Source organism: Streptomyces sp. NPDC001822 (assembly GCF_042892135.1).
Classification (GTDB): Bacteria; Actinomycetota; Actinomycetes; order Streptomycetales; family Streptomycetaceae; genus Streptomyces.
Genome location: NZ_JBIATW010000003.1, coordinates 619,590 through 642,969 on the forward strand (window position 1 = coordinate 619,590; position 23,380 = coordinate 642,969).

The 23,380-nt window shown below is 71.7% G+C and carries 15 protein-coding genes and 1 pseudogene; 10 read left to right on the forward strand and 6 right to left on the reverse strand.

All coding sequences use genetic code 11. The annotated features are described in order from the left end of the window. Positions 1–23: 23 nt before the first annotated feature. A complete protein-coding gene (locus tag ACFYY2_RS10570) occupies positions 24–6,935 on the reverse strand; it encodes a caspase family protein (RefSeq protein ID WP_388739911.1) in 6,912 nt (2,303 codons plus the stop codon). Continuing rightward, a complete protein-coding gene (locus ACFYY2_RS10575; RefSeq protein ID WP_388739914.1) occupies positions 6,932–8,143 on the reverse strand; it encodes a hypothetical protein in 1,212 nt (403 codons plus the stop codon). Before ACFYY2_RS10575 ends, ACFYY2_RS10570 begins: the two co-directional genes overlap by 4 nt. A gap of 566 nt (positions 8,144–8,709) precedes the next feature. Between ACFYY2_RS10575 and ACFYY2_RS10580 the strand changes: the two genes are divergently transcribed. Continuing rightward, positions 8,710–9,351: a dihydrofolate reductase family protein gene (locus ACFYY2_RS10580; protein ID WP_388739917.1), complete on the forward strand. Its 642-nt coding sequence runs from the start codon at positions 8,710–8,712 to the stop codon at positions 9,349–9,351. 252 nt (positions 9,352–9,603) lie between these two features. Here ACFYY2_RS10580 and ACFYY2_RS10585 read toward each other — a convergent pair whose 3' ends face one another. Next, positions 9,604–10,479 (reverse strand): ScbA/BarX family gamma-butyrolactone biosynthesis protein, encoded by an 876-nt coding sequence (locus ACFYY2_RS10585; RefSeq protein ID WP_388739920.1) that lies wholly within the window; start codon positions 10,477–10,479, stop codon positions 9,604–9,606. A 146-nt stretch (positions 10,480–10,625) separates the two neighbouring features. Here ACFYY2_RS10585 and ACFYY2_RS10590 point away from each other — a divergent pair, with 146 nt between their 5' ends. Both ACFYY2_RS10590 and ACFYY2_RS10595 read left to right on the forward strand, forming a co-directional pair. After that, positions 10,626–11,273, forward strand: a complete 648-nt coding sequence (locus ACFYY2_RS10590) for a ScbR family autoregulator-binding transcription factor (protein ID WP_388739922.1) — start codon at positions 10,626–10,628, stop codon at positions 11,271–11,273. A 261-nt stretch (positions 11,274–11,534) separates the two neighbouring features. After that, positions 11,535–12,929 carry a DUF4157 domain-containing protein gene (locus tag ACFYY2_RS10595; RefSeq protein WP_388739925.1) on the forward strand — a complete coding sequence of 465 codons (1,395 nt, stop codon included), beginning with the start codon at positions 11,535–11,537 and terminating at the stop codon, positions 12,927–12,929. A gap of 300 nt (positions 12,930–13,229) precedes the next feature. Here ACFYY2_RS10595 and ACFYY2_RS10600 read toward each other — a convergent pair whose 3' ends face one another. Then, positions 13,230–13,994: an SDR family NAD(P)-dependent oxidoreductase gene (locus ACFYY2_RS10600; protein ID WP_388739927.1), complete on the reverse strand. Its 765-nt coding sequence runs from the start codon at positions 13,992–13,994 to the stop codon at positions 13,230–13,232. 122 nt (positions 13,995–14,116) lie between these two features. Then, a complete protein-coding gene (locus ACFYY2_RS10605) occupies positions 14,117–14,740 on the reverse strand; it encodes an ester cyclase (RefSeq protein ID WP_388739930.1) in 624 nt (207 codons plus the stop codon). A gap of 547 nt (positions 14,741–15,287) precedes the next feature. On the opposite strand from ACFYY2_RS10605, the pseudogene ACFYY2_RS10610 reads away from it, so the two are divergent. After that, positions 15,288–15,686 (forward strand): annotated as a pseudogene (locus tag ACFYY2_RS10610) (sensor histidine kinase); the annotation flags it as partial. Between the two features lie 14 nt (positions 15,687–15,700). After that, positions 15,701–16,267 (forward strand): response regulator transcription factor, encoded by a 567-nt coding sequence (locus tag ACFYY2_RS10615; RefSeq protein ID WP_388740063.1) that lies wholly within the window; start codon positions 15,701–15,703, stop codon positions 16,265–16,267. Here the strand turns inward: ACFYY2_RS10615 and ACFYY2_RS10620 are convergent. After that, positions 16,242–17,474, reverse strand: coding sequence for an ROK family protein (locus ACFYY2_RS10620; RefSeq protein ID WP_388739932.1), 1,233 nt, complete (start codon positions 17,472–17,474; stop codon positions 16,242–16,244). The genes ACFYY2_RS10615 and ACFYY2_RS10620 overlap by 26 nt on opposite strands. Before the next feature lie 136 nt (positions 17,475–17,610). On the opposite strand from ACFYY2_RS10620, the gene ACFYY2_RS10625 reads away from it, so the two are divergent. The 5 genes from ACFYY2_RS10625 to ACFYY2_RS10645 are packed head-to-tail and all read left to right on the forward strand — an operon-like array spanning position 17,611 to position 23,342. Continuing rightward, positions 17,611–19,095: a sugar ABC transporter ATP-binding protein gene (locus ACFYY2_RS10625; protein WP_388739935.1), complete on the forward strand. Its 1,485-nt coding sequence runs from the start codon at positions 17,611–17,613 to the stop codon at positions 19,093–19,095. Beyond that, positions 19,092–20,180 (forward strand): ABC transporter permease, encoded by a 1,089-nt coding sequence (locus ACFYY2_RS10630; protein WP_388739938.1) that lies wholly within the window; start codon positions 19,092–19,094, stop codon positions 20,178–20,180. The genes ACFYY2_RS10625 and ACFYY2_RS10630 overlap by 4 nt, the downstream gene beginning before the upstream one ends. Then, positions 20,177–21,205 carry an ABC transporter permease gene (locus ACFYY2_RS10635; RefSeq protein WP_388739940.1) on the forward strand — a complete coding sequence of 343 codons (1,029 nt, stop codon included), beginning with the start codon at positions 20,177–20,179 and terminating at the stop codon, positions 21,203–21,205. Before ACFYY2_RS10630 ends, ACFYY2_RS10635 begins: the two co-directional genes overlap by 4 nt. Further along, positions 21,202–22,437, forward strand: a complete 1,236-nt coding sequence (locus tag ACFYY2_RS10640; RefSeq protein ID WP_388739943.1) for a substrate-binding domain-containing protein — start codon at positions 21,202–21,204, stop codon at positions 22,435–22,437. The genes ACFYY2_RS10635 and ACFYY2_RS10640 overlap by 4 nt, the downstream gene beginning before the upstream one ends. After that, positions 22,434–23,342, forward strand: coding sequence for a sugar phosphate isomerase/epimerase family protein (locus ACFYY2_RS10645; protein WP_388739946.1), 909 nt, complete (start codon positions 22,434–22,436; stop codon positions 23,340–23,342). Before ACFYY2_RS10640 ends, ACFYY2_RS10645 begins: the two co-directional genes overlap by 4 nt. Positions 23,343–23,380 lie beyond the last annotated feature (38 nt).

Genomic DNA, 23,380 nt, shown 5'->3' on the forward strand with positions numbered 1-23,380 from the left:
CCGCCGGGACCCTCCCGGGCCGCTCATCCCTCCTCGCCGGCGCGGGTGAGGACCTCGTGGAGCGGGATGCCCGCCGCGTGGGCCGCGGCCGCCGCGGCCGTCAGCGCGTACGAGGTGTTGTCGGCGAAGACGCGTCCTTCGACGTCCGCCAGGTAGCGCAACTGGTGTTCCAGGAAGGGCGCGGGGGGCGCGCTGTTCCCTCCGGCAGCCCACATCCGGGCCGGTGCACCCCGCTCGTCCGGCACGTACAGGACGAAACCGGTCTGCTCTCCCGCGTCGGGCGGCCGTTCTCGCTCCTCCTGGTCCAGCAGCCGCTGGAGCACCTGCCTGCAGAGGTCCCCGAACGTGCCGTGGTCGGACAGGGCGCCGTCGCGCTCCGAGAGCACGGACCTGTCGGCATCGGGTCGCCGAGCCGCCCGCTCCAGCGCGTCAAGGGCGAGCGCGTTTCCCTCCTCGTCGAGGACGTCGTGGGCGACCAGGGCAGCCAGCATGCGAACGGCGAGATGGGCCCGGGCGATCGACGGGGCGCGCACCGCCTCGACCAGCGCGGTCAGGCCGTCCGGTTCGATGCGGTCGAACCAGCGGAGTTCGGCGAAGAGCGCGCTGAGCACCGCCTCGGTGTCCCCGGCCGCCGTCAGCAGCGTCCCGACCGTCGCACGGTCGCCCCGGCCGAGGAGCACCAGCAGCCGCACGGCGGCCAGCCGCATCGTCCAGCCGGGCGCGTGGGCGGCGGAGCGCAGCAGGCCGGTGAACCGGCCGCCGTCCCCGCCGACCAGGACGCGCAGGCCGGCGGGATGACGGCTGCCGATCTCGGCGAGCACGTTCAGGCTGTACGTCCAGCCGGGGCGGCTCCCCGCCCGGCGGCGCGACTCCGGGCCGGACTCCTCCGCCAGTTCCAGCTCGGCGCGTCCTGCCAGCGCGCGGACCAGACGGTCGGTGTGGTCGACGGCGTCCGCCCCGGACAGTCCCGGCGGCCGGGTGACGAAGTCCGCCGTCCGCGCGATCGCCCGCTGGAAGTCCGGCCCGACGAAGAACTGGTCGATCGCCCTGCCCAGGCCCCACAGAAGGGTGGTCGCCTCCGGGCCCGGTTCGTCCGGGTCCTCGAAGGACGCCACGACCCGGTCGTCCCCGGACCGCAGCAGTGCCCCCACCGCTTCCGCCGCAAGGCCACCGTCGGCCTCACGGGCCAGGCGGGTCAGCTCGCGCCGGGCCGACTCGGCCGCGGCCCGGTCCTGCTCGGTCCCGTCGCGGCCGCACCGGAGGAGCAGGTAGCCGAGCCCGTTGCAGGCGTGGCGGGCGATCTCGCCCGGGTCGCCCACCACGGCCTCGTAGGCCAGGAGGATGCGCAGGAGGCGGCGGACACTGTCCTCGCCGGCCGGCGCCGCGATGCCCAGCAGCACGATCGCCCGTCCCAGCGAGCCGTCATCGAGGTCGTCCAGCAGGTCCTGGACCGCCGGGACGGCTCCCGCGACCTCCTCGGCGCTGAGTCCGGCGCGCTCCGGCGAGTACGCGATGTTCAGCAGCGCCCCGAGCAGCCTGCGCCGGTCCTCATCGGGCAGCGAGGGCAGCAGCGCGACCAATTCGCCGTGGACCTCCGGGGTGAGCTGGCCGAGGTGGCCCAAGAGGGACCCACGCGCGTCGTGGTTCGGCCCGAGCAGTCGCAGTGCCTCCGTGAGCACCGGGAGGGAGTCCTGGACGAGGTCGAGCATCATCCACATCAGCTCGGCGGTCAGTTCCGGCCGCTCGGCACTGCACCGCTCGTACAGCAGCGCCAGATCCGCCAGCGTGCGCGCGCCGGCCCGTGAGGCACGGAAGACTGGTGTCCCTCCGCGTCCCCGGGCCACTTGGGAGACGGCGAGCGCGGTGCGCAGCCGTACCCGGTCATCGGGGTCGGAGAGCAGACGGGGCAGGGCCTCGACGGCCGCCGGGTCCAGACCGCCGCTCTCCAGCTGGAGCAGGGTGGCCAGGCCCGAGACCCGTGGATCAGGGTGCGTGCGCCAGGCCCCCGTCTCGGGCCGGTGCGCGGAGAGTACGGACACCGCCAGCAGTTCCGCCGCCTCCTGGGCCACGTCGCACCTCAACAACTCGGTCACCGCCTCGCAGGCGTCCCGGTCGAGTTCCAGGCGCTCGGCCCGCCCACGTCGCAGCAGCTCGGCGACCGCACCCGCCCGCTCCTCGCCTTCCGTTCCGGGCCGGGCGAGCGACCGCCACAGAGCCGGAGTGCCCAGGCGTCGCCCGGCTCCTGCGCCCCGGAGTGCGTCCGTCGCGTCGGCGCAGGCGGCGGAGGCCGTCAGGATCGCCCAGGAGGCGGGGACGGTGAGGCCCAGCGCGCGGAGTTCGCGTTCGTAGGGGAGCAGGGAGGCCGCGAGCGTGGTGCTCTCCGGGTCCTCCGGCGGCAGATGGCGCAGGGCGAAGTCCCGCAGTGCGCGCGCCTCGTGGGGATCACAGCGCCGGGCCGTCCGCAGACAGGCCAGGCTCCGCTCGTGCCGGTCGTCGATCTCCATGACGCAGCCGATGGCGGCCCGCCGTAGATCGGGGGTCCAGCTCCCCGGTCCGCGGTCCGCGGCGAGTTCCATCAGCCGCAGTCGCTCGTGCGGAGCGCCGACCGTCGGCAGCAGGGCGCTCAGCAGACCCACCGGGTCACCGCCCGTCAGGGCCCCGAGAGCGACGTGGGCACGAGCGCGGGCATAGGGGTCCTCGATTCCGGCGGTCTCCTTCTCCAGCAGCTTCCGCAGTTCCCCGTCACCGCGTGGGATGCCCGCGCCCCCCGTGGCCACGGACCGCAGCAGCGGCAACAGCCGTCCGAGGGTACGTCCGGCGCTGATCCGGTCCACCGGCAGCACCTCGGCGGCCAGACAGGCGGCTTCCACGAGCAGGCCTCGTTCGGCCAGCAGCGGGGTCAGCCGGTCGAGCAGCCAACACCGCGCGAAGCCGAGCCGCGGGGCCATGCGGCTCAGATGTGTCAGGGCCTCGGTGACCGCGTCCGCGGTCCGCGGCGCAAGCGGGTCGAGGTCCCATTCCCAGGTGCGCAGGCCCGCCGACTCCGCGGCGAGGTGCAGGGTGGCGACCGCGGCGGCGAGACTCGCGGGTCCGTCACCGAGGATGGTCTTGCCGGCCGTGTCCAGCGTGACGGCGAGGTTGAAGGTCTTGTTCGGGCCGGGAGGGGCGCAGACCGCGAGCAGCAGCAGGGTGCGCACCTGGTCCCGGTCGATCTCGACGCCGTAGGAGGCGGGCGACGCGAGGGCCACTCCGGCGGTGCGCAGCACGGCGGAGACGAACCGGTCGCGAGCGCCGGGCTGCCGCAGCACGCGCTCGAAAGCGGTGATCAGCGGGCCCACGGCCAGCTCGCCCAGAGCCCCGCGCAACGTCAGCGCGGTCCGTCCCAGGCGCCATCGGGCGCGGCGCAGGACCGGGTCCGGCAGGCCCGACGCAGAGTCCTGCGGGGACCCGTCGAGGGCGCCCGTCATGAGGGCCCGCGCGGCGAGGGCGTCGCCGCGGGCATCGGCGCTCTCGTCCGGTGCCGCCGCGATGTCCCGAAGGAGGTCGGCGATGGTCTCGGCCGGGTGCCCGGCGGTCAGCCACGCCGTGAACCGGGGGGTGAGCGGGGTGTCGACGGTCACGAACTCCGGGACGAGCAACCGCGGGTCGGCGGCCCGGGCGAGGGCCGGAGCCACCACGGTGTCCAGCAGTACCGCCGCCCGGTGCCGAACGGCCGGCGGGTACGAGGAGGCGGCGAGCCGGGTACGCAGCTGGCCCTCCTCCTCCGCCCACCGCTCGCGGTCCACGGCGTCGACACCGCCGTAGAGGCAGATCACCGCCCGGGTGATACGCAGGTCGGAGATGATCCGGGCGGCCGTCGACTCGTTGAGTGCGGCGAGGAAGGGCGTCAGCGAGGAGGGCAGGAAAGCCCGGCGGAACTCCGAGGCGGGCCGCGGGATAGGTGCCTCCACCCGCACGCCGCCCAGGGTCTGCCGGACGACCTCCGGGAGTCCGCCCCACACCTCCGCGGCCTTCTCCGGGTCCGGTGGCGGCAGAGCCCGCCGGTGCGCCTCGTTCAGGGCGGCGAGAGCCCGTACCGCTGCCCAGCCCGTCTCCTCGGCGTCGCGTTCCTGTGCCCGGAACAGTGCCTCCACGATCGGACGGTCGGTCAGCGACAGCCGCTCCGCCGTACGGGCCGCCGACGCCGTACGGGCGGGATCGGGCGAGGCTATCGCTGCGGCCAGTTCGTCCAGCGCCACGGCGCTCGCCCGCTGCCCGTCACCGAGCAGCCACCGCTGGTCGCGCACCACGGTTTCCAGCGCGGCGGCGGCCTCGGGGACGGTCGCGGGATCGGCTCCCAGCAGCGCCGTCACGAGGGCCCGCAGATGGGCGGGCCGCAGCGCCCGCCCGGCGATCGGGCGCGGAGCGGCGCACAGCAGTACGGCCGCCCGGGAGCTGCCGTCGCCGCCGAGCAGCCCGGTGAGGACGGCGTCCAGCCGGTCCGGGTCGGTGCGGCTGAGGTGGCCGAGTCCGAGACGGATCGGCTCGGCCCAGCGCGGGTCGCCCAGATGCTCGCCCAGCCGCCCCGGCCCGTCGGACCACCGGGTGTCCACCAGCCAGCGTCCGGCCAGGTACTCCTCGATGCTGAGGTGGAGGAAGCCGTACAGGCCCTGGCCCCGTGCGGTGAGCAGGCCGAGGGACGCGGAGGCGGCCAGGGCCCGGTCGACCGGCGGGGCGTCGGGCGGTCCGGTGAGCGCCAAGGCCTCCCGCATACGTCTGGTGAGGTCGTCGGTGGCGAGAATGCCGGTCCGCGCGGTTCGGTGCACTTCGTATGCCAGCGCGGCCTGGGTGCGCAGCAGGCGGTCCGCGTCGAGTCCGGCCGTGCGAAGGGTGACGCGGGCGAGTGCGCTGTCGACGATCACGTCGTACAGGTCCGAGCGCGCCAGTCCGTCGTCGCCCAGTTCCGCGATCCGGCCGGCGGCGACCGCGGACACGAAGCAGGTGAGGAGGAAGGGGTTGGCGGCGAGGTCGCGGGCGGTGGCGCTGACCTTGCCGAGTTCGCGGTCGAGCTGCCCGGTCAGCGTCCGGGTGCCGGCCGTACCCCGCCCTGTGGCTGAGCAGTAGTGGCTGATCCAGTAGCGGCCGGTGGCCGCGACGGCGTCCTCGTCCATCGGGCGCAGGACGAACTGCTGCACGCCCCCGTCGAGCGGGGTGGCGTAGTAGCCGATGAGGCGGCTGGTGACGAGAAGCTGGTTGCCGGGCGCGCGGCCCGGCAGGTCGTAGCGCGGTCCGTCGTCCTCGACCAGTCCGTTGAGCGCGGCCACCAGGGCGGTCCGCTCGTCGCCGGTGGGCACCTCGTCCAGGCCGTCCACGATCAGCAGAAGCCGGCCCCGGCCGGAGGCCTGCCGGGCGAGTCGCTCCAGGGCCTCGGGGGCCACCGGGTCGCCGCTCAGCGGGTCGGCGGGCGCGGAGCCGTTCCAGCCGGCCCGGATCGCCCGGGTGATCAGGTGGTCGGGCGTCGCGACCGCCGGGGGCGCGCTCGCCGGCTCGGACGCGGCCTCGGGACGCCGGCCGGGCATCGCGAGGGCGGCCAGGTCGGCGGCCCGGCACAGCACCGGGAGGCGCCAGTGGGCGTCCCGCTCGCCGAGTCCGGTCGTCGCCTGCCGGAACGCCAGCGTGCGCGCGAGGGTGGTCTTACCGCCTCCGGGATCTCCGAGGATCACCGACCGCCATACGGAGCCCAGGAGCTCGGCGGGCGGGACGGGCACCCCGGCCGGCGCGGTGTGCCGGTCCACGTGCCCCGTCGCCGTCAGATAGGTGGGCAGCGGATGGTCGGCCAGGGAACCGGACACGGCATCCGAGCTCAGGTAGTCCACCTCGCGAAGCCGGGTGTGCTGGGTGGAGCGGTCCGTGACCGGCATCGGCAGCGCGGGGAGTCCGGCGAGCGGCGCGCGGACGGGGACGCCCGCGATCACGGACCTCAGGTGCCGGTGGGTGTCGGTCAACCAGCGCAGGTAGGCGTCGAGTTCGGGGACAGCGGCAGGGCCGGTGCCGTCGTCGCGCGGGGCGAAGGGGTCTACCATGCCGTCGCCCGCCAGCAGTTCGTCGGTCCGCACCGGGTCTCCGCCGGAGCGCAGCCTCAGCAGGACGGGCTGCCGGCTCCAGCCGTCGCGTGGGGCCTCCGCCTCCAGCTTCGCCACGAGGGCGGTCCGCAGGGCTTCGTAGTCGGGTACGGAATCGAGCCCGGTGCCGGTGTCCTCCAGGGTCTCCAGGAAGGCGTCGGTGAACCAGGACTTGGCCTCGCGCGCCGAGTAGCCGGCCAGTTCACCGGGGGACGCGGCAAGCCAGGCCAACTGGTCCCGGTCACGGGACGGACCGCCCGGGGAGGGCAGGCTCATCGGTTCGGGATAGCGGCCGGCGGCGAGGTCGGAGGCCGAGAGGTCGCGACGGCAGGCGTCGACGACGAACCTCTGGCGGGCGAAGCCGTCGAGGAAGGAGGACTGGTAGAGCCGGAGCACGCTGTCCATGTCGAGGTTCCGCAGGTTGCGGTCGGTCGCATTGGACAGGACGAGACGGGTGCGGCCCTGGGGGTCGATGAAGCCGTGGCCGCTCCAGTAGACCCAGAGCAGTTCACCGCGCCAGGAGGGCACGCGGTCGGTCAGCAGGTCCTCGACGGCTGTGGAGGTCGACTCGTCGTCGGGCCGGCGGCCGGCGGACGGCGGTGCCGTGGCCCCGCCCGGGGTGCCTGCCTCGGTGGACAGCAGGACGATGTTCTCGGGCGGGACCCCCTGCCTCTCCAGCCACCCCGCGAAGCGGCGTCCGCCCCCGCCGAGGCCGGGCAGGTCGGGCAGCACGCCGTTGCCGGCCCGGTAGCGCTCCGCGCACACGATCACCGCGTACGTCCGGGCGGGGTCCGCCGGAGCGGGCGTACGGCCGCCGCGGCCGGTCGCGGTCACCCGAGTATCTCCGCCAGGCCCCGGTAGAACGCGGGGTTGCCGAAGTAGTCGCCGTGGGCGGCGGGGAAGGCGTTGCCGCTGGGCACGGACACGTCGGTGACACGGCCGGGGAACACCCGCTCACCGACGTAACTCAGCAGGTCGCGGGGGTCGTAGAAGTTCGTCCAGGGCGGGACTGACGCGGGCAGCGGGGTGCCGTACGGCAGCGAGGGCAGCGCATCGAGTTCGTACAGCAACGGCCCCTGCGAGCCGACGGTCACCAGGGCGCGGACCTCCGGCAGATGACGGGTCGCCAGTAGGTCGAGAGCCGCTATCCCGCCGAGGCTGTGGCCCATGAGCACGATCGGCGGCTCCGCGTCCCGGCAGCAGGCGGCGATGAACTCGCGGATCCGCTCACCGCGGCTCAGATACAGCATGACGTCGCCGGCGAACGGGTACGCGGCGTCGGTGATCAGGCTGCGGCGGTTGCCGCCGCGCAGTTTCCAGGCGGTACGGGCGGCGGTCTTGGACAGCGCCCATATCCCGCCCAGCGGGCTGAGATGGCCCGCGCCGAGGAGTTCCGTCATGGCGGCCACGAGCCAGACACGGTCCTCGGCGAGGACCGGGACCGGTCCCCCCGGACCTGCCGCGGTGCGGCGCAGGGTCTGCGCGAGGATCGCGCGGGCCAGCGTGGGCGCCAGGTCAGCGGGCGGGTCCGGCAGCCGCAGCGCGTCCCGGGTGGCCCCGGCGCCCGTGACGTCTGCCACGGCCGGCTCGAACTCCGCCTGAATGCGCAGCACTTCGAGACGCTCGGCCAGCAGTGGATCCTCGGACAGCCTCGTGGCGCGTTCGGCGAGCCCCGCGTCCGGGTCGGGCGGTCCGAACAGGCCCTGTCCCAGGCTCGGCCCGGACGACGGGAGGCCGGTCGCCCCCGCGGCGACCGCGAGACGGAGCTCGTGCAGCGGGTCGGCCTCCAGCAACAGCCACTGGGACGAGCCCCACTCCGCCTCCGCCGCCCGCCCGTCGTCGGCCGAGCCGCCCGCGGGCTCGTAGACAGGGAGCGAGTCGCCTCCGGCGTTCAACGTGGCGCCGAGCCGGTCACCCCAACGACAGGGCAGCAGACGGACCTCCGGGGAACTCCGGGCCAGTGAGCCGCGCACCCGCTCGAACAGCGCGGCGTACTTGTCCCCCCGCGCACCGATTCCGTGGACGAACAGCACGCTGGTCATGAGTCCCCCGCTCACCGCCTGGCGAATTCGCCCCATCATGGCATCGGAGGGCTGTCTGTGACAGGTGATCAGGATATGTCGGGACCCGCCGGTGCGGCCCCGCCGCCGGGTGACGTCGTCCCTGGCCTGCGGGGCCGTCGTGACGGGCCGCAGTCGCCCGCGCCCACCGGCGAACGCCCTGTCCGGCGTGCCCCCGGCCGCCACCCAGGTCGCCGACGATGTCGCCGCGCTGGTCGTCGCCGCGGTCGGGACCGTGATCGCCGCTGGTCCGGGACACGAGGCGCCCCCGGCTCAAGGGGAGCCGGACGGCGAGGGCCCATGCCGTTTCGTGCGAGGCCGTCTCTCTCGGGCGGAGCGGCGCGGTGGTGTCAGCGGGTGGCAGCCTCCACCGCAATCGGCCCGCCCGCGCGGCAGCGGAGTGGCTGCCCGGCACGCCGGACGACAGGGGCGTGGCTGCCGGGGGCCGTCGCCTCACACTGAGAACCGGTTCCCGTCGCGGCGATGAGCTTGCGGGGTTCCGCAGGTCTACCACTTGAAGGACAGAACCGACTCAGCGGGAGCGAGCCATGGGCCTCATCCACATCGAGCTCTTCACCACCCTCGACCTCGTCGGACAGGCACCCGGCGGCCCTGATGAAGACCCCGGGGGGTTTCCCTACGGCGGCTGGCAGGCGCCGCTGCTGGACGAAGTCGCCGGAGCGCAGATCGGTGCCGCGTACGAGGACACAGACGCCCTGCTGCTCGGACGGCGGACATACGAGCTGTTCGCCGCCTACTGGCCCCACCAGGAAGGCGGCCAGGACAACGAGATCGCCACACTCTTCAACAGCGTCCCGAAGTACGTGGCCTCTCGCGGCACGCCCGATCTCTCGTGGGCCGGGTCCACACAGCTCGGCCCCCACCTCGCCGACTCGGTGCGCGAGATCCGCGACCGGCACGAGCACGTGAAAGTCGTCGGAAGCCTGAACCTCGTCCAGAGCCTCCTGCGCGAGAAACTCTTCGACCGCCTCGACGTCTGGCTTCACCCGATCATGCTCGGCGTCGGCAAGAAGGTGTTCGACGACGGCGTGGTGCCCACCAGCGTCACGCTCCTCGCGCCCCCCGCAGCCGGCCCGAAAGGCACCGTGCACCTGCGCTACGGGCTCGCGGACGGCATCCCCGCCACGGGGGACATGAGTGCACCCGATCGTGGCGCCGGAAGCGAATGATCCTGAAACGAGGAACGAGGCCATCCGGCGCCGACGGCGCGAGCCCCGCCGAACGGGCGCCGGAGTGCCCGACGCCGTCGACGCTCCCGCGGCCCATGACACGCAGCGCGGTGAGTGCGGCCGCGACTCCCTGAGGCCCACATCAGGCCCTCGTGCCCTCACCCCGCCCCCGCCCGCACAGCCTCCGGACCGGCCGGCCGCTCCCGCTGCTCAACGGTCGGGACGCAGGCCCGGAACCCCTCCGGCACGCCTTCAGGCGAGCAGTCCGCTCAGCCGGGCACGGAACACCGTGGTGCCGTCCTGCGTCCCTGAGACGAGAACCGAGGTCTCGCCGCAGTCGGTGGCGGGCACGACTTCTGTTTCTATCCAGCAGGGGCGGTCGAATTCCGTGTACCGCTCGAAGCTGGTGGTGACCGTGGTCGGCTCGAGGCACGCTGGATACAGGGTCGCGTGAGCCGCTTGGTAGGCGGCCTCCATCAGGACCAGTCCGGGGACGTGATCCACGGGGTGGTCGAACAGCAGCGTGTTGTCCACGTCGTTGCGCAGCTGCCATTGGCGGGGCCGGGTTCCGGGGGCCAGCACCACATCAGCATCCGTGGCCCGGCCGACCGTGGAGGGGGCCACCGGCTCGGGCAGTGGCCAGGTGGCCCACTCGGTCGTGAGGTGATCGCCGCGCAGCCGGTGATACGCGACCGGGGATATCCAGCCGAACTGACAGTCCGCCCTGGCCACCGTCGTTTCGTCGCGCAGTATGCGGATGTCCATTCCGAGGGAGCTGCCGGCCCGGCCGCGTCGCTTCTGCTTCGTGAGCGAGACCTTCACGGTCAGTGGGCATGATTCGGCGGAGCCGGCAATCCGGAGACCCGGTGCGACGGTGAAGTCGAATGAGTTGAGCAGAGTCTGGTGGGAGAGCGGGACCCCGTACTCTCCGTGCGCTATGGCCAGACCGCTCTGCCGGATGGTCTGCACGAGCACCCGGGGATCGTACGGCAACCCCTCCGGAGGAGCAGGCCAGCGGGCGGTGAGCGAGAACTCGCCGTCCTCCAGGCGGTCCCATCCGGTGATCAGAATCGCGTCCGTGTGCCTGAGGTGGACGTACTCGTTGGGTACGCCGCCTGCACCTCCCACCTCGACGTGTGGAGCCTGCGGGACAACGGGTACTTCGGGCACGGTCCCCCCGGACATGACTCAAAATGGGCAGTGGCGCGCTGATACGGTACCGGTTCACCGATCTTTTTAGAATGGCCGCCGGGCCGGGCCCAGGGGAGGGCGAGTTGGTACAGCAGCAACGGGCGATCCGCACCCGTCGGGTATTCCTGCAAGCGGCCGCCGAGGTCTTCGACGAGCACGGCTACGACGCCGCCACGATCTCTGCAATCCTCGAGCGGGCCGGCCTCACCCGGGGTGCGCTCTACTTCCACTTCACATCCAAGGAAGAGCTGGCACGGGGAGTCCTCGAGGAGGCGGTCACCTCGGACGGGGTCACCCCCCAAACCTTCAAGCTGCAGGAATGGGTGGACACAGCACTCCTGCTGGCCTACCGACTCCCCAGAGAGCCCCTGCTCAGCGCCTCCATACGACTGTCGGTCGACATGCGGGCGCGCAGCCTCTTCGGTACTCGTTGGCCGGACTGGATCGCCTACGGAGCCGACCTCCTCACCGAGGGCAAGGAGCGGGGCGAGTTGCTTCCGCACGTGGACCCGGTCGCCGCTTCACGTCTGCTGGTAGGTGCCTGGACGGGAGTCCAGGTGGTGCGGGAGTCGACCGCTGAGCCGCTGGACCTCGTCCGTGAAATCTCGGCCCTGTTCGAACTGGTCCTCCCCAACATCGCGGTGCCCGGTGTCCTGTCCCGCCTGGACACCTCCCCACACCGAGCTGAACGCCTCCTCGAGCAGAGCCGCGCAGCCGCCACCGCGTCCTGAAGCGACAACCGGCCTTAACGCGTGGGGACACACACGCACGTCGGGAGTTGCCCCTGCCCTCAGGTGTTTTCTGCCCTCACGGTCAGGCATTGTGCTCGCAATCCTGTTTGTGTGGTCCCAGCTCGATCCGAGACTGGTGGGACGGGGCGATCGACGAGGGAGATGTCAGGTATGCGAGATACGGGAGTCGCGCGACGTTCCAGCGGGAGGAGCAGGCAGGGGAGCGGGGCGAGTAGGAGCGCCGGATCAGGCGGACTCCCTGTGGGGCCGGCGATGTTTCTGCAGTTGCAGCAGACGGCGGGTAACGCTGCGCTGACCCGGGTACTGGCAGCTCAGCGTCGTGCCGCCGGCTCTGAGCAGGAGTGGGAGTTGCCGGGTGGTGGTGTGCAGCGCTCAGCGGTCCATCAGGTTCTGTCGCGCCCTGGTACACCGCTGACCGATGCCGAGCGTGCGGAGATGGAGGCCCGATTCGACGGGGCCGACTTCAGTACCGTACGCAAGCACGATGACGCGCTTGCAGCCCGGGCGGCCGAGGAGGTCGACGCGCACGCGTTGACGGCCGGCGAGCACATCGTGATCGGGAAGGGAGGCCGCGGGAAGCGCACCCTCGCTCACGAGCTGACGCACGTTCTTCAGCAACGTGAGGGCCCGGTCAGCGGCACGGACCGGGGCGACGGGGTGAAGGTGTCCCATGCGAGCGACCCGTTCGAGGTGGAGGCGGAGAACAAGTCCCGTGAAGTCATGGCCATGCCGGCGCCGCAGGCAGACGCGGTGCAGCGGTCGGCGGATGCCTCGGCCGGTGAGCACGGGTCGTGCAGCCACGCGACAGCAGGCTCACCCGAGGTGCAGCGCTCCGGCAGGGGAGGCCATGATTCGCGCGCCTACTACGAGGAAGGGGAGGAGTACGAACGCACGGACGTCAGCTACTACGACGAGCAGTACGCGAGGAACCGCCCCAGCCGGCGTGTCCCCTCGCAGAACACCGTCATGGGAGGTTCGGCCAACGATGAGCTGCGGAGGGCCGGCGTGCACCCCGGCGGTCGCACGTCCCATCTGCACCTGGCCGCTGCGTGGGCTCACGGAGACGCGGTCAACGGGACGCCCCAGCGACGTGACAACCTTGCTCCCGGGTCCGATGGCACGAATCTGTCCCACCGCCGCTACGAGTACGCGAACTCCGGTTACCAGATTCCGCACACGGATGTCGTCGGGCCTGTGCCGAGCTACCAGTCCGCGCGCGCGGCGCGGTATGCCTCTCCGGCCGATATGCACGGGATTCCCATCACACACGCCGGTCTGAGCAATCGGGTCGGCAACAGCTCGGTGTACCGCGATTTCGACTACGCGATGATGTCGCCGCATGAACCGCTGGCCAGCGAGCGGTTCGGGCGCAGGTTCGATCCTCTCGATCCCCGGGCTCCTGCGGTGCGTGAGCAGCAGGGTGATCTGCTGAGCCAGGACGAGATCCGGCGCCAGGCGATGCACGCCTCGGCTCGGCAGGTGATGGGCTACCTCCCTGAAGGTGAGGTTCCGGAGTACGACGAATGGGAACAGCGGCGGTTGCGGGACCGAGCCTCTCGCAGCCCTTCGGCCAGCTCGCACAGGTCGGCATCGCCCCGGGACGACGACCGGGACCGGTACCGGCGGCGGCGCTAGGACGACGACCGGCGGTTCGACGGCAGGCGGCATTGAACGACGGCTCGTCCGGTGACAGGGGGAGACCCCTGGGGCTTCGGTGCCGCACTGCTGAGCCGGTTGCTGCCGGAGGTGTTGTCGAGGCCCGGCCTGCTGGAGTGGGTCCGCCAGGATTCGAGTCATCGTGAATATGGCTGGAGGGGTGAGACCGTGTGACGGTCTCACCCCTCCAGCCATGCGTCATGGCGCGCTGTCGGCGGGCCCATCGTCCTCCATGTCGTCCTGGCGAGCGTGCGCTCGGTGATGCGGATGGGGCGGGAGCTACCAGGCGCTCGCACCTCCGTCGACGGCGTAGTTGGCGCCGGTGATGAAGGACGCCCGGTCGGAGGCGAGGAAGGCGGCGAGTTCTACGATTTCCTCGGGCTGCGCGAAGCGCTTGAGGAGGACTTTGCTGGTGACGGCGTCCCTCAGGGCCTGGTTGTCGCCGAGGTCGCGGTCGCTTGCGGGAGTCAGCACAGGGCCGGGGCTGATGGCCACGGCGCGGATTCCGTGGGGTGCGCCTTCGAGTGCGAGCTGTCGCGTCATTCCGATGACGCCCGCGTTCGCCGCGGTGTGGGCGACCATCGGGGGAGTGGAGCCCGCGATCAGCCCTGCCTCGGACGCGACGTTGATGATCACGCCGCCGCCACGCCGGAGGAGGTGCGGCCAGGTGTACTTCGATACGAAGAAGGGGATGTCGAGTTCCCCGGCTTCCGTCGCACGCCAGTCCTCGATCGAGAAGTCGGGCATGGGGCCGAAGCGCATCATGGCCGCGTTGTTGTAGACGGCATCGAGCCCGCCGTAAGCGGCTGCGGCCGCGTCGGCCATCCGGTGCACCTGGTCCGCGTCGGTCAGGTCGACCGGCGCGAGACTCGTCATCTCACCGCCGGCCTCGCGTACGAGGTCGAGGGTCTCCGCGTTTCCCTCGGCCTGGATGTCGACGCCGACGATTCTCGCGCCTTCACGGGCGAAGATCAGGGCGGCGACGCGGCCCATTCCTCCTCCGGTGCCGGTGACGAGTACTACCTTGCCGTCGAGGATTCCCATGAGCTTGTCTCCTGCTTCTTATCTGTCCGGCACCCGCTGCCGCACTGCGTTGTGCGCAAGCGGCAGCCGGGTGAATACGGTGATGGCCTGGCCCTCGGTGAAGGACGGGCCGTTGTACAGCGCTACTTGGAGCTGGAACCGGGGGTGGCGGAGCCGGGATCGGTCTCGCCCTGGAGAGCACTCAGGAACCTGCCGAAGTTTCCTTCCGACCAGTGCTCGACGGACTGGCCGTGAATCACGCGGTCGATGGACATGCCGCTGAGTGTCACGTGGCGGCCGGATGCGGGGATCCCGAAGATCGTCCCTGTGTGGTCGCCTTCGAAGCTCCAGCGTGTGACAACCCTGTTGCCCTCCACGATCTGGTCCAGGACTGTCATCTTGAAGCCCTTGAGCCCCGCCTTGATGTTGAGGTCGCCCTTGATCCAGTCTTCGCGCTGCTCGGGTCCGTTGAACCCGTGGAGCACCAGGTCCTTTGAGATGTAGCTGTCGAAGCCGGCAGCCAGGTCTCCGTTGTAGCTGGCGTAGTAGGCCGAGGTGACCTGTAGCGGCGACAGGTAGTGGGGGTGCTGCGGTGCCGAGTGCGCCGAAGGAGCCCGATGCGAGTCATAGTCCTGCGCCACGGCCGGGACGGCTGTAGCGAGAGGGGCGGCTACGGCGAAGCCGGTTGCGATTCCTGTCTCCCGGCGCCGCCGTCCTGCCGCGGAGAGAGGAGCCGTGGCGGCCGCGCGGCCATTCATGCTGGTCATAGAACACCCCTGAGGTGTGAGTCGGTGACTCCAACATTTGCTTGACGAAGCAAGCATGCATCTGTCCCTGGTAATCCGTCAAGCGGAAATCTGACAGTCGTCAAGCTCCTCGTCGAAGCCCGCGGGCACCCGCGTTCGGCGGGGGAAGGGCCGTCTCCAGAGGGGAAAGGCCGGCTCCCTGCCGCGGAGCACCAGCCGTTCCCGGAGGGAAGGCGGCCACGGCCATGAGCCGGCCCGGCGGTCGCAGCGACCCGGGCTCAAGGTGCGGGAGGCGGCTTCGAACCGATGGTTCAAGCAGTTGTGCGTGCGCCAGGCGAACGACGGGCCAAACACGGCCCGACACCCGTCGCGTCGCAGCCCGTCAGTGGTGGAACGCCCCCGGACCTGCTGGTGAAGCCAGATACCCGCCGCGTCTGACGTTCCGTCCGTCGGCACGTCATTGGTGGCTCGTTCCGGCCGGCTCGGCCCGGGGACGGCCCGGCGGTCATCGGCAGGCTTGGAGGCCCTGGACGGCCTGGGTGCGCTCGAGGGCGCCGACGGTCCTACCGCGGTGCCGGCCCCGCAGCCTGGCCTCGACCAGCTGCTGGTCGGGCGGATCCGGGACACCGGGCTGCCGGTCGAACTGACTGTGGCCGGCCCGCCCTGCTCCCTCCCGGCCGGGGTCGAACTCGCGGCCTATCGCATAGTGCAGGAAGCCCTGACCAACACGGTGAAGCACGCCGCGGGGGCCAGCGCTGCCGTGACCGTCGAGTACGGTCCCGGCCGGCTCCGCGTCGAAGTCACCGATACCGGAGGGCACCCGGGTGCGGGCGCAGCCGCCGGGAACGGCCGCGGTCTGATCGGGCTGCGCGAGCGCCTCGCCGTCTACGACGGGGCCTTGACCACCGGCCCACGCCTGACCGGCGGTTACCGTGTGGAAGCGCTCATACCCCTAGAGGCACGGTGACCGAGCCGTTGCGTATGCTTCTGGCCGACGACCAGACACTGGTCCGTACCGGATTCCGCATGATTCTCGGTGCCGACGGCATCGACGTCGTCGCCGAGGCGACGAACGGGGCCGAAGCCGTCGAAGCGGCCCGCCGCACTCGGTCCGACGTGGTCCTGATGGACATCCGGATGCCCGAGATGGACGGCCTCGAAGCCACCCGCCGCATCCTCACCGGTGCGCCGGGCGAACCGCGCGTCGTGATCCTGACCACCTTCGATCTCGACCGGTACGTCTACGCGGCGCTGTCCGCCGGGGCCAGCGGCTTCCTCCTCAAGGACGTCACTCCTGAGTACCTGGCCGCAGCCGTCCGCACGGTCCCTACCGGCGACGCGCTCCTGGCTCCGGCCATCACCCGGCGCCTCGTGCAGCGCTTCGCGGAGCGTCGCGCCGGCGCTGCCGCCCTCCACCGCAAGCTCGCCTCGCTCACGCCGCGCGAGCTGGAGGTCCTCGGCCTGCTGGGATTTCGCGGTGACGTTCCGGTGTGTACTGCGCGCCTCCGACCGTGCGCCGCAGTCACACCGCCGTCGCGTCTCGCGTGAGGGTCCGGTCGACCTGGGCGGGGGAGAGGGCGTGTTCGATGGCCAGGAGGCCGGCGCCGATCGAGCCCGCGTTCTCGCCGGTCCGGCTCGGCTCGATGCGCAGGACGTGGGTCGCCAGCGGGTTGGACCGGCGGTAGACCGCCTCACGGACCCCGGCGAGGAGTTGGTCGTGCACGGCGGCGAGGGCGCCGCCGACGACGACCGTCTCCGGGTTGAAGAAGTTCACCAGTCCGGACAACACCTCGCCGACCGCACGACCTGCCTCGCGCACCGCGCGGACGGCCTGTCGGTTTCCCTCTCTGACCAGCCGGACGATGTCGAGGCTTCCGCCGGCCTCCAGCCCCAGTCCCCGCAGCCGCTCCGCCAGCGCGGCTCCCCCTGCGATGGCCTCCAGGCAGCCGGAGTTGCCGCAGCGGCACGGATCGTCCCGCTCACCTACGCGAATGTGTCCGATGTCCCCGGCCGAGCCCTGAGCGCCCCGGTGGATGCGGCCGTCGGCGACGATGCCGCAGCCGATGCCCGTGCCGACCTTCAGGTAGAGCAGGTGCATCGCGTCCGGAAAGGCCCGTCGTTGCTCGGCCAGGGCCATGACGTTCACGTCGTTGTCCACCAGAGCCCGGACGCCGAAGCGATCGCCGAAGAACTCGGGAATCGGGTAGTGGTGCCAGCCCGGCATGATCGGCGGATCCACCGGACGCCCGGTGGAGTACTCCACCGGGCCCGGCACGCCGACGCCGATGGCCCGCAGCGTTCGCGGTGGCGTCCCGCCGTCCGCTTCGAGCAGGGCGTGCAGTGTCCGCTCGACGTGTCCGAGGACGGCCTCGGGCCCGTCCGCGATGGTCAGCGGATCCTCGCGGGCTTTGAGCAGAGTGCCGTTGATGTCCAGCAACCCGACACGGCAGTGCGAAGCCCCGATGTCTACCCCGGCGATGGCATGCCCGTGGGCCCGCAGGGAGAGCCGACGCGGAGGGCGGCCACCAGTCGAGGGCGCCTCGGTGCCCTCGACGACGAAGCCGTGGGCGATCAGGGCGTCGACGCGGTGGGAGACGGTGGAGCGGGCAAGTCCGGTGCGCCGGGCGATCTCGGCGCGGGTGACGGCTACGCCGGAACTGATCAGCGCCAACACCTCGCCGGGCGTCTGACCCGGGGGTGTCGGCCCCTGGACGGGGTCCGACGACAGGGACGGTGAGGAGAAGTGTGAGCTCACAGGAGCAACCATAAAGATCGCCGTATCCGCCGACCAGACTTTGTTCGATGAGCGGTTGAAGTCCAGGAAATCGCTGCGGTAATAGTCCCTGCTTCATGTATTGACAGGAAAAAGTTCGCTCGCCATCCTGCCGAACATGCTGACGATGAGCAGTGTCTCGAAGAGCTTCCTCGGGGCGAGGGTGTTACACGAGGTGTCACTCGACCTGTTACCGGGCGAGGTTCACGCCCTGGTCGGGGAGAACGGTGCGGGCAAGTCCACGTTGATGAAGGTGCTCGCCGGTGAACACGCCCCGGACGAGGGCACCATCACCCTCGACGGCACCCCCCGGGCCTTCTCCCACCCCGTACAGGCACAAGCCGCCGGAATCGCTCTCATCCATCAGGAGTTCGCCCTCCTCCCGTACCGCACTGTCGCGGAGAACGTCTTCCTGGGCCGCGAGCCGGTGCGCCGGGGACTGGTCGACAGGCGGGTGATGGAGCGGCGCACCGCCGAACTGCTCGCAGAGCTGGACGAGACCGGGATCGACCCGCGGACGCAGGTCAAGGAACTGTCGGTGGCTCGACAGCAGACCGTCGAGATCGTCAAGGCACTGGCCGCCTCCGAGGTCCGTGTCCTGGTCATGGACGAGCCGACCGCACCCCTCGCCGACCACGAGGTGGAACTGCTCTACGCGCTGATCCGCCGACTGGCCGCCCGCGGCATCGGGATCCTCTTCATCAGCCACCGTCTGCGGGAGGTCTTCGACCTCTCCCAGCGCATCACCGTACTGAAGGACGGCCGCAAGGTCGCCGCCCTCACCACCGCCGAGACCACCCCCGACGAGGTCGTGCGGGCCATGGTCGGCCGTGAACTGCGCTCCTACTACCCGCCCCGCGCCGAGCCGGGCGAGATCGGCGAGCCGCTCCTGACCGTCACCGGCGCCGGCAACGAGCGCCTCACGGACATCGGACTGACCCTGCGAGCCGGCGAGGTCACCGGGGTCGCCGGCTTACAGGGGTCGGGCCGCACCTCTCTGGTGAGGGCCCTGTTCGGCGCCGCGCCTTTCACCCGCGGCTCGATGACCGTGGCAGGCCGGCCACTGGTGCCCGGCAGCCCGCGGCAGGCGATTCGCTCCGGCATCGCGCTGGTCACCGAGGACCGCAAGGCCGAGGGCCTGGCGCTGCGTCAGTCCGTACGTGACAACGCCTCGCTCGTCACCCGGGCCGTGTCCGGCGTCGCGAGACACGACGTCGACGGCTTACTGGAGAGGGTCGCTCTGCGCTCCCGCGGCCTCGACCAGGAGGTGCGCTACCTCTCCGGCGGCAACCAGCAGAAGGTGGTCATCGCCAAGTGGCTCGCCGCCCGCCCCCGGGTGCTGCTGTTCGACGAACCGACCCGTGGCGTGGACGTCGGCGCGAAGTCCGCGATCCACACGCTCGTGCGCGAACTCGCCCAAGAGGGACTGGCCGTGCTCATCGTCTCCTCCGAACTGCCCGAGCTGATCGGCATGAGCGACCGGATCCTGGTGATGGCCGACGGAGCGCTGGTGGGCGAACTGCCCGCGGGCGCCACCGAGGAGGACGTCATGCGCCTGGCGACCGGGGACACCTCCGACCGCTTCGAGGGAAGTGCCGCATGACGGCCGTCCCCGGCCGAGCTGCGGCACCGGTCGCGCCCCGCCGACGGAACGCGCCGGGCCGCTTCCGACTCGGCGACCCCGTGGTCGCCGTGTGGCTGGCCGCCCTCGTGGTCACCCTCGTCGGCTGGCTCGTCGTGACCGCGGACGGCGGCGAGTTCATGACGCGGTCCACCGTCACGGGCATCCTCCAGAACTCGGTCGCCCTGGGCCTGGTCGCGGTCGGCCAGTCCGTGGTGATCGTCACCGGGTCCCTCGACCTCTCCGTCGCGTACCTCGTCAGCCTCGGGACCCTGGTCGCCGCGGAGATGATGGAGAGCGGCAGTGTCCTCACCGCGATCCTCGCGGTCCTCGCCCTGTCCGCCGCTGTCGGCGTCGCGAACGGGCTCATCGTCACCGGGCTGAGAGTCAACGCGTTCATCGCGACGCTCGGCATGGCGTTCATCCTGCGCGGCTACATCGAGGACACCTACACCGGCCCCGCCGGTCACGTACCCGCCTCCTTCCGGCGGCTGGGCTACGACCGCATCGGCTTCGTGCCCGTCTCCGTCCTCCTGCTGACCGCGGTCGCCGTCGTCGCCTGGCTGATCACCCGGCGCACGCGCGCGGGCCACCACATGTACGCCACCGGCGGCGACGAGCACGCCGCCCGGCTGTCCGGCGTGCGCACCGGACGCACCGTCGTCCTCGCACACATCCTGTGCTCGCTGTGCGTCGGCGCCGCAGCCCTGTTCCTCGCCGCCCGGCTCGGCGCGGGCGCCCCCTGGGCCGGTACGGACGCGCGCTACGACCTGGAGTCGATCGCCGCCGTCGTGCTCGGCGGCACGGCGCTCGCCGGCGGACGCGGCGGGGTGACCGGCACCCTGGGCGGCGTCCTGGTCCTCTCGGTGCTGGACAGCATCTTCAACCAGCTCTCCGTCGACCCGTTCTTCAAGAACGTCGTCCGCGGCGTCGTCATCATCGCCGCCGTCGCCCTCTACGCCCGGCCCCGCCCGGGCCGGGCCTCCGGACGGCCCCGCGACAGCGGGCGGGGACGGGCGAAACAGGTCGGGACGCCGGACGCCCCGGGGCAGGAGCAGTCCGCATGACCACCACCACGACCGAGACCCCCACTCCGAACACCGCCGTCCGGGCGGTCCGGCGCCTGGGCACCGGCGCCCCCGTCCACGGGCTCCTCGTCGTCCTGCTCGCCGCCCTGGCCTTCACCGACCCCGGCTTCTACGAGCCCGACAGCTTCCTCGCCTTCGTCAAACGCGCGGCCCCGCTGGTGATTCTCGCCGCGGGCCAGTACCTCGTCGTGGTCTCGGGTGGCTTCGACCTCTCCGTCGGCGCCGTGGTGACCGCCGGTGTGGTGGCCGGGGCCGAGTTCTACGGCTCCTACCCGGACGCCCCCTGGTTGCTCGTCACCGCCGGGATCCTGGCGGCCGGGGCGCTGGTGGGGCTGGCCAACGGGCTCATCACCACCAGGCTCCGGGTGCCGTCGTTCATCACCACCCTCGGCATGATGCTGATCCTCGAGGGTGCCGTCTTCTACTGGACCGGTGGCTCCCCGCAGGGTGTGCTGCCCCAGGACTTCCGGGAGTTCGGGCGTGGCACCGCCGGTGGCTGGCTGCCCTGGGCCGTACCCGCCTGCGTCGTGGTCGGCGCCGCCGCCGTGTGGCTGATGCGCTCCGACTTCGGCCGTACGCTCCTCGCCACCGGGGACAACGAACGCGCAGCGAACCTCGCGGGCGTACGCGTCCCTCGCGTCCGCACCCTCGCGTTCATGCTGTCGGGCACGGCCGCCGCTCTGGCGGCCGTGCTCGTCGCAGGCTTCTCCGGGGTATCCGCCCAGGCCGGCCGGGGCCTGGAGTTCGAGGCCATCACCGCGGTCGTGCTCGGAGGGGTCCTCCTCGGGGGCGGGCGCGGGTCCGTCGTGGCCGCCATGGCCGGGGCCTTCTCCCTCCAGGCACTGTTCACGCTGCTCAACCTCCAGGGCGTCTCCGGCGCGCTGGAGTCCACCGTCCAGGGCGTCATCGTCATCGCGGCCGTCGGCCTCGGAGCCACCGGGCGTCCGGGACTGGACCGCTTACGCCGTCACCGTTCACAACCCTCAGGAGGCACCTCCTCATGAGCCGCGCACTTCGCACCGGACTACCCGGCCGGCACGCCCGCTCAGCCATCCCCCTCGCCGTCCTGCTGGCCGCGGCACTGCTGTCGTCCTGCTCGTCCGACGTGCCACAGGACGAAGCGGCGGGCGGGGCCACCGCCTCGGCGCAGTCCCGGAGCGGTGGCGAGGAGTCGAAGTTCTTCGATCCGGCCGCCTACGAGCGTCAGCTCGCGCTCACCGGGACAACACCTCAGGGCCCGGCGGACAAGCCGTGGGAGCAGATGCTGAACCCGCGGATGACCGACACGTCGAAGTACGCCAAGAAGGGCGGTGCCAAGGACGTCCACCTCTGCTTCTCCAACGCGGGGGTCTTCAACCCCTGGCGGCAGGTGGGGCTCAAGAGCATGAAGGCGGAGGTGAAGCTGCACGACGAGATCACCGACTTCACCGTTCTGGACGCCCAGGGCAAGGACGACAAACAGATCTCCGACATCCAGGAGCTGTCCGGCCAGGACTGCGACGCGCTGATCGTCTCGCCCAACACCACCGCCACGCTCACCCCGGCGGTGCAGGAGGCATGCCGCAAGCTGCCGGTGATCGTCTTCGACCGGGGCGTGCAGACCGACTGCGGGGTCACCTTCATCAGCCCCATCGGAGGCTATGCCTACGGTGCCGCGGCAGCCGACTTCCTGGTCGACAAGGTGGACAAGGGCGGCAAGATCGTCGCGCTGCGCATCTCGCCCGGTGTGGACGTCCTGGAGAACCGCTGGACCGCCGCGGAGAAGGCCTTCGACAAAGCCGGACTCACGGTGGCCGAGGTGAAGTTCACCGACGGCGACCCCTCGAAGACCAAGGCGATCGTCTCCGACGCGCTCTCCCGGCACGGCACGATCGACGGGGTCTGGATGGACTCCGGCGCCACCAGCGTCGCGGCCGTCGAGGCCTTCGAGGACGCGGGCAATGACGTGCCACCGATCACCGGCGAGGACCAGCAGGACTTCCTCCAGGCGTGGAAGGACAAGGACCTCACCGCCATCGCGCCGGCGTACCCGACCTTCCAGTGGCGCACACCCGTGATCGCCGCACTGCGCATTCTGGCCGGTCAGGAGGTCCCGAAGCAGTGGACCCTGCCGCAGCCGGTTGTGACCGAGGACAACTTCGACCAGTACTACAAGGAAGGCATGCCACCCCTGCACTACGGCGCCTGCGGCTGCGAGAAGCTCCCCGGCTACCCCGGTGACTGGGGTGGGAAGTGAGGCCGGCCGTACGGCGTGCGATCGGTGCCAACCCCTGGATCTGGCACTCACCCGTCACCGGGGAGGCCCTCACCGAGGTGCTGCCGCGCCTGGCCGCGTGGGGCTTCGACTGCGCCGAGATCCCGCTGGAACAGCCCGGCGACTGGCAGCCCGCCACCGTCGCCGGACTCCTGGGCGACCAGGGCCTCACGCCCGCGGCGGTGCTCGCGGTGATGCCCCCGGGGCGCGATCTCGTCCGGGCCGAGCCCTCCGCGGTCCGCGCCACCCAGGACTACCTGCGGCAGTGCGTCGACGCGGCCGCGGGGATCGGTGCCCCGGTCGTGGCCGGCCCCGTGTACGCCGCCGTCGGCCGCACCTGGCAGATGGACGACGCCGAGCGGACAGCGGCGTACGAGCAGTGGCGGGACAACATCGCGCCGGTCGTCGCGCACGCCGCCGGGACGGGCGTCCGGATCGCCGTCGAGCCACTCAACCGGTATGAGACGAGTCTGTTCAACACCGTCGACCAGACGGTGGCGGCGATGGACGGACTGCCCGCCCGCACCATCGGGATCGCTCTCGACACGTACCACCAGAACATCGAGGAGCGATCACTGCCCGACGCCGTACGCCGGGCCACCGGCCGCCTCCTCCACGTCCAGGTGTGCGCCAACGACCGGGGCGCACCCGGCGACGACCACCTGGACTGGCCCGGATTCCTCGACGCGCTTGACGACGAAGGCCACCAAGGACCGCTGTGCATCGAGTCGTTCACCGCGCACAACGCGACCATCGCGGTCGCCGCCTCCGTGTGGCGGCCGCTCGCTCCCAGCCAGGACGCCCTCGCCACCCGGGGCCTGGCCTTCCTCCGGGAAGCCGAACGCCGCCCCGCCCGCCTCGCCCCTCTCGGCCCGCGGCCGGCCTGACACGCCGTCCCGCGCTCGTGTCCCACGCACCTCGTCCG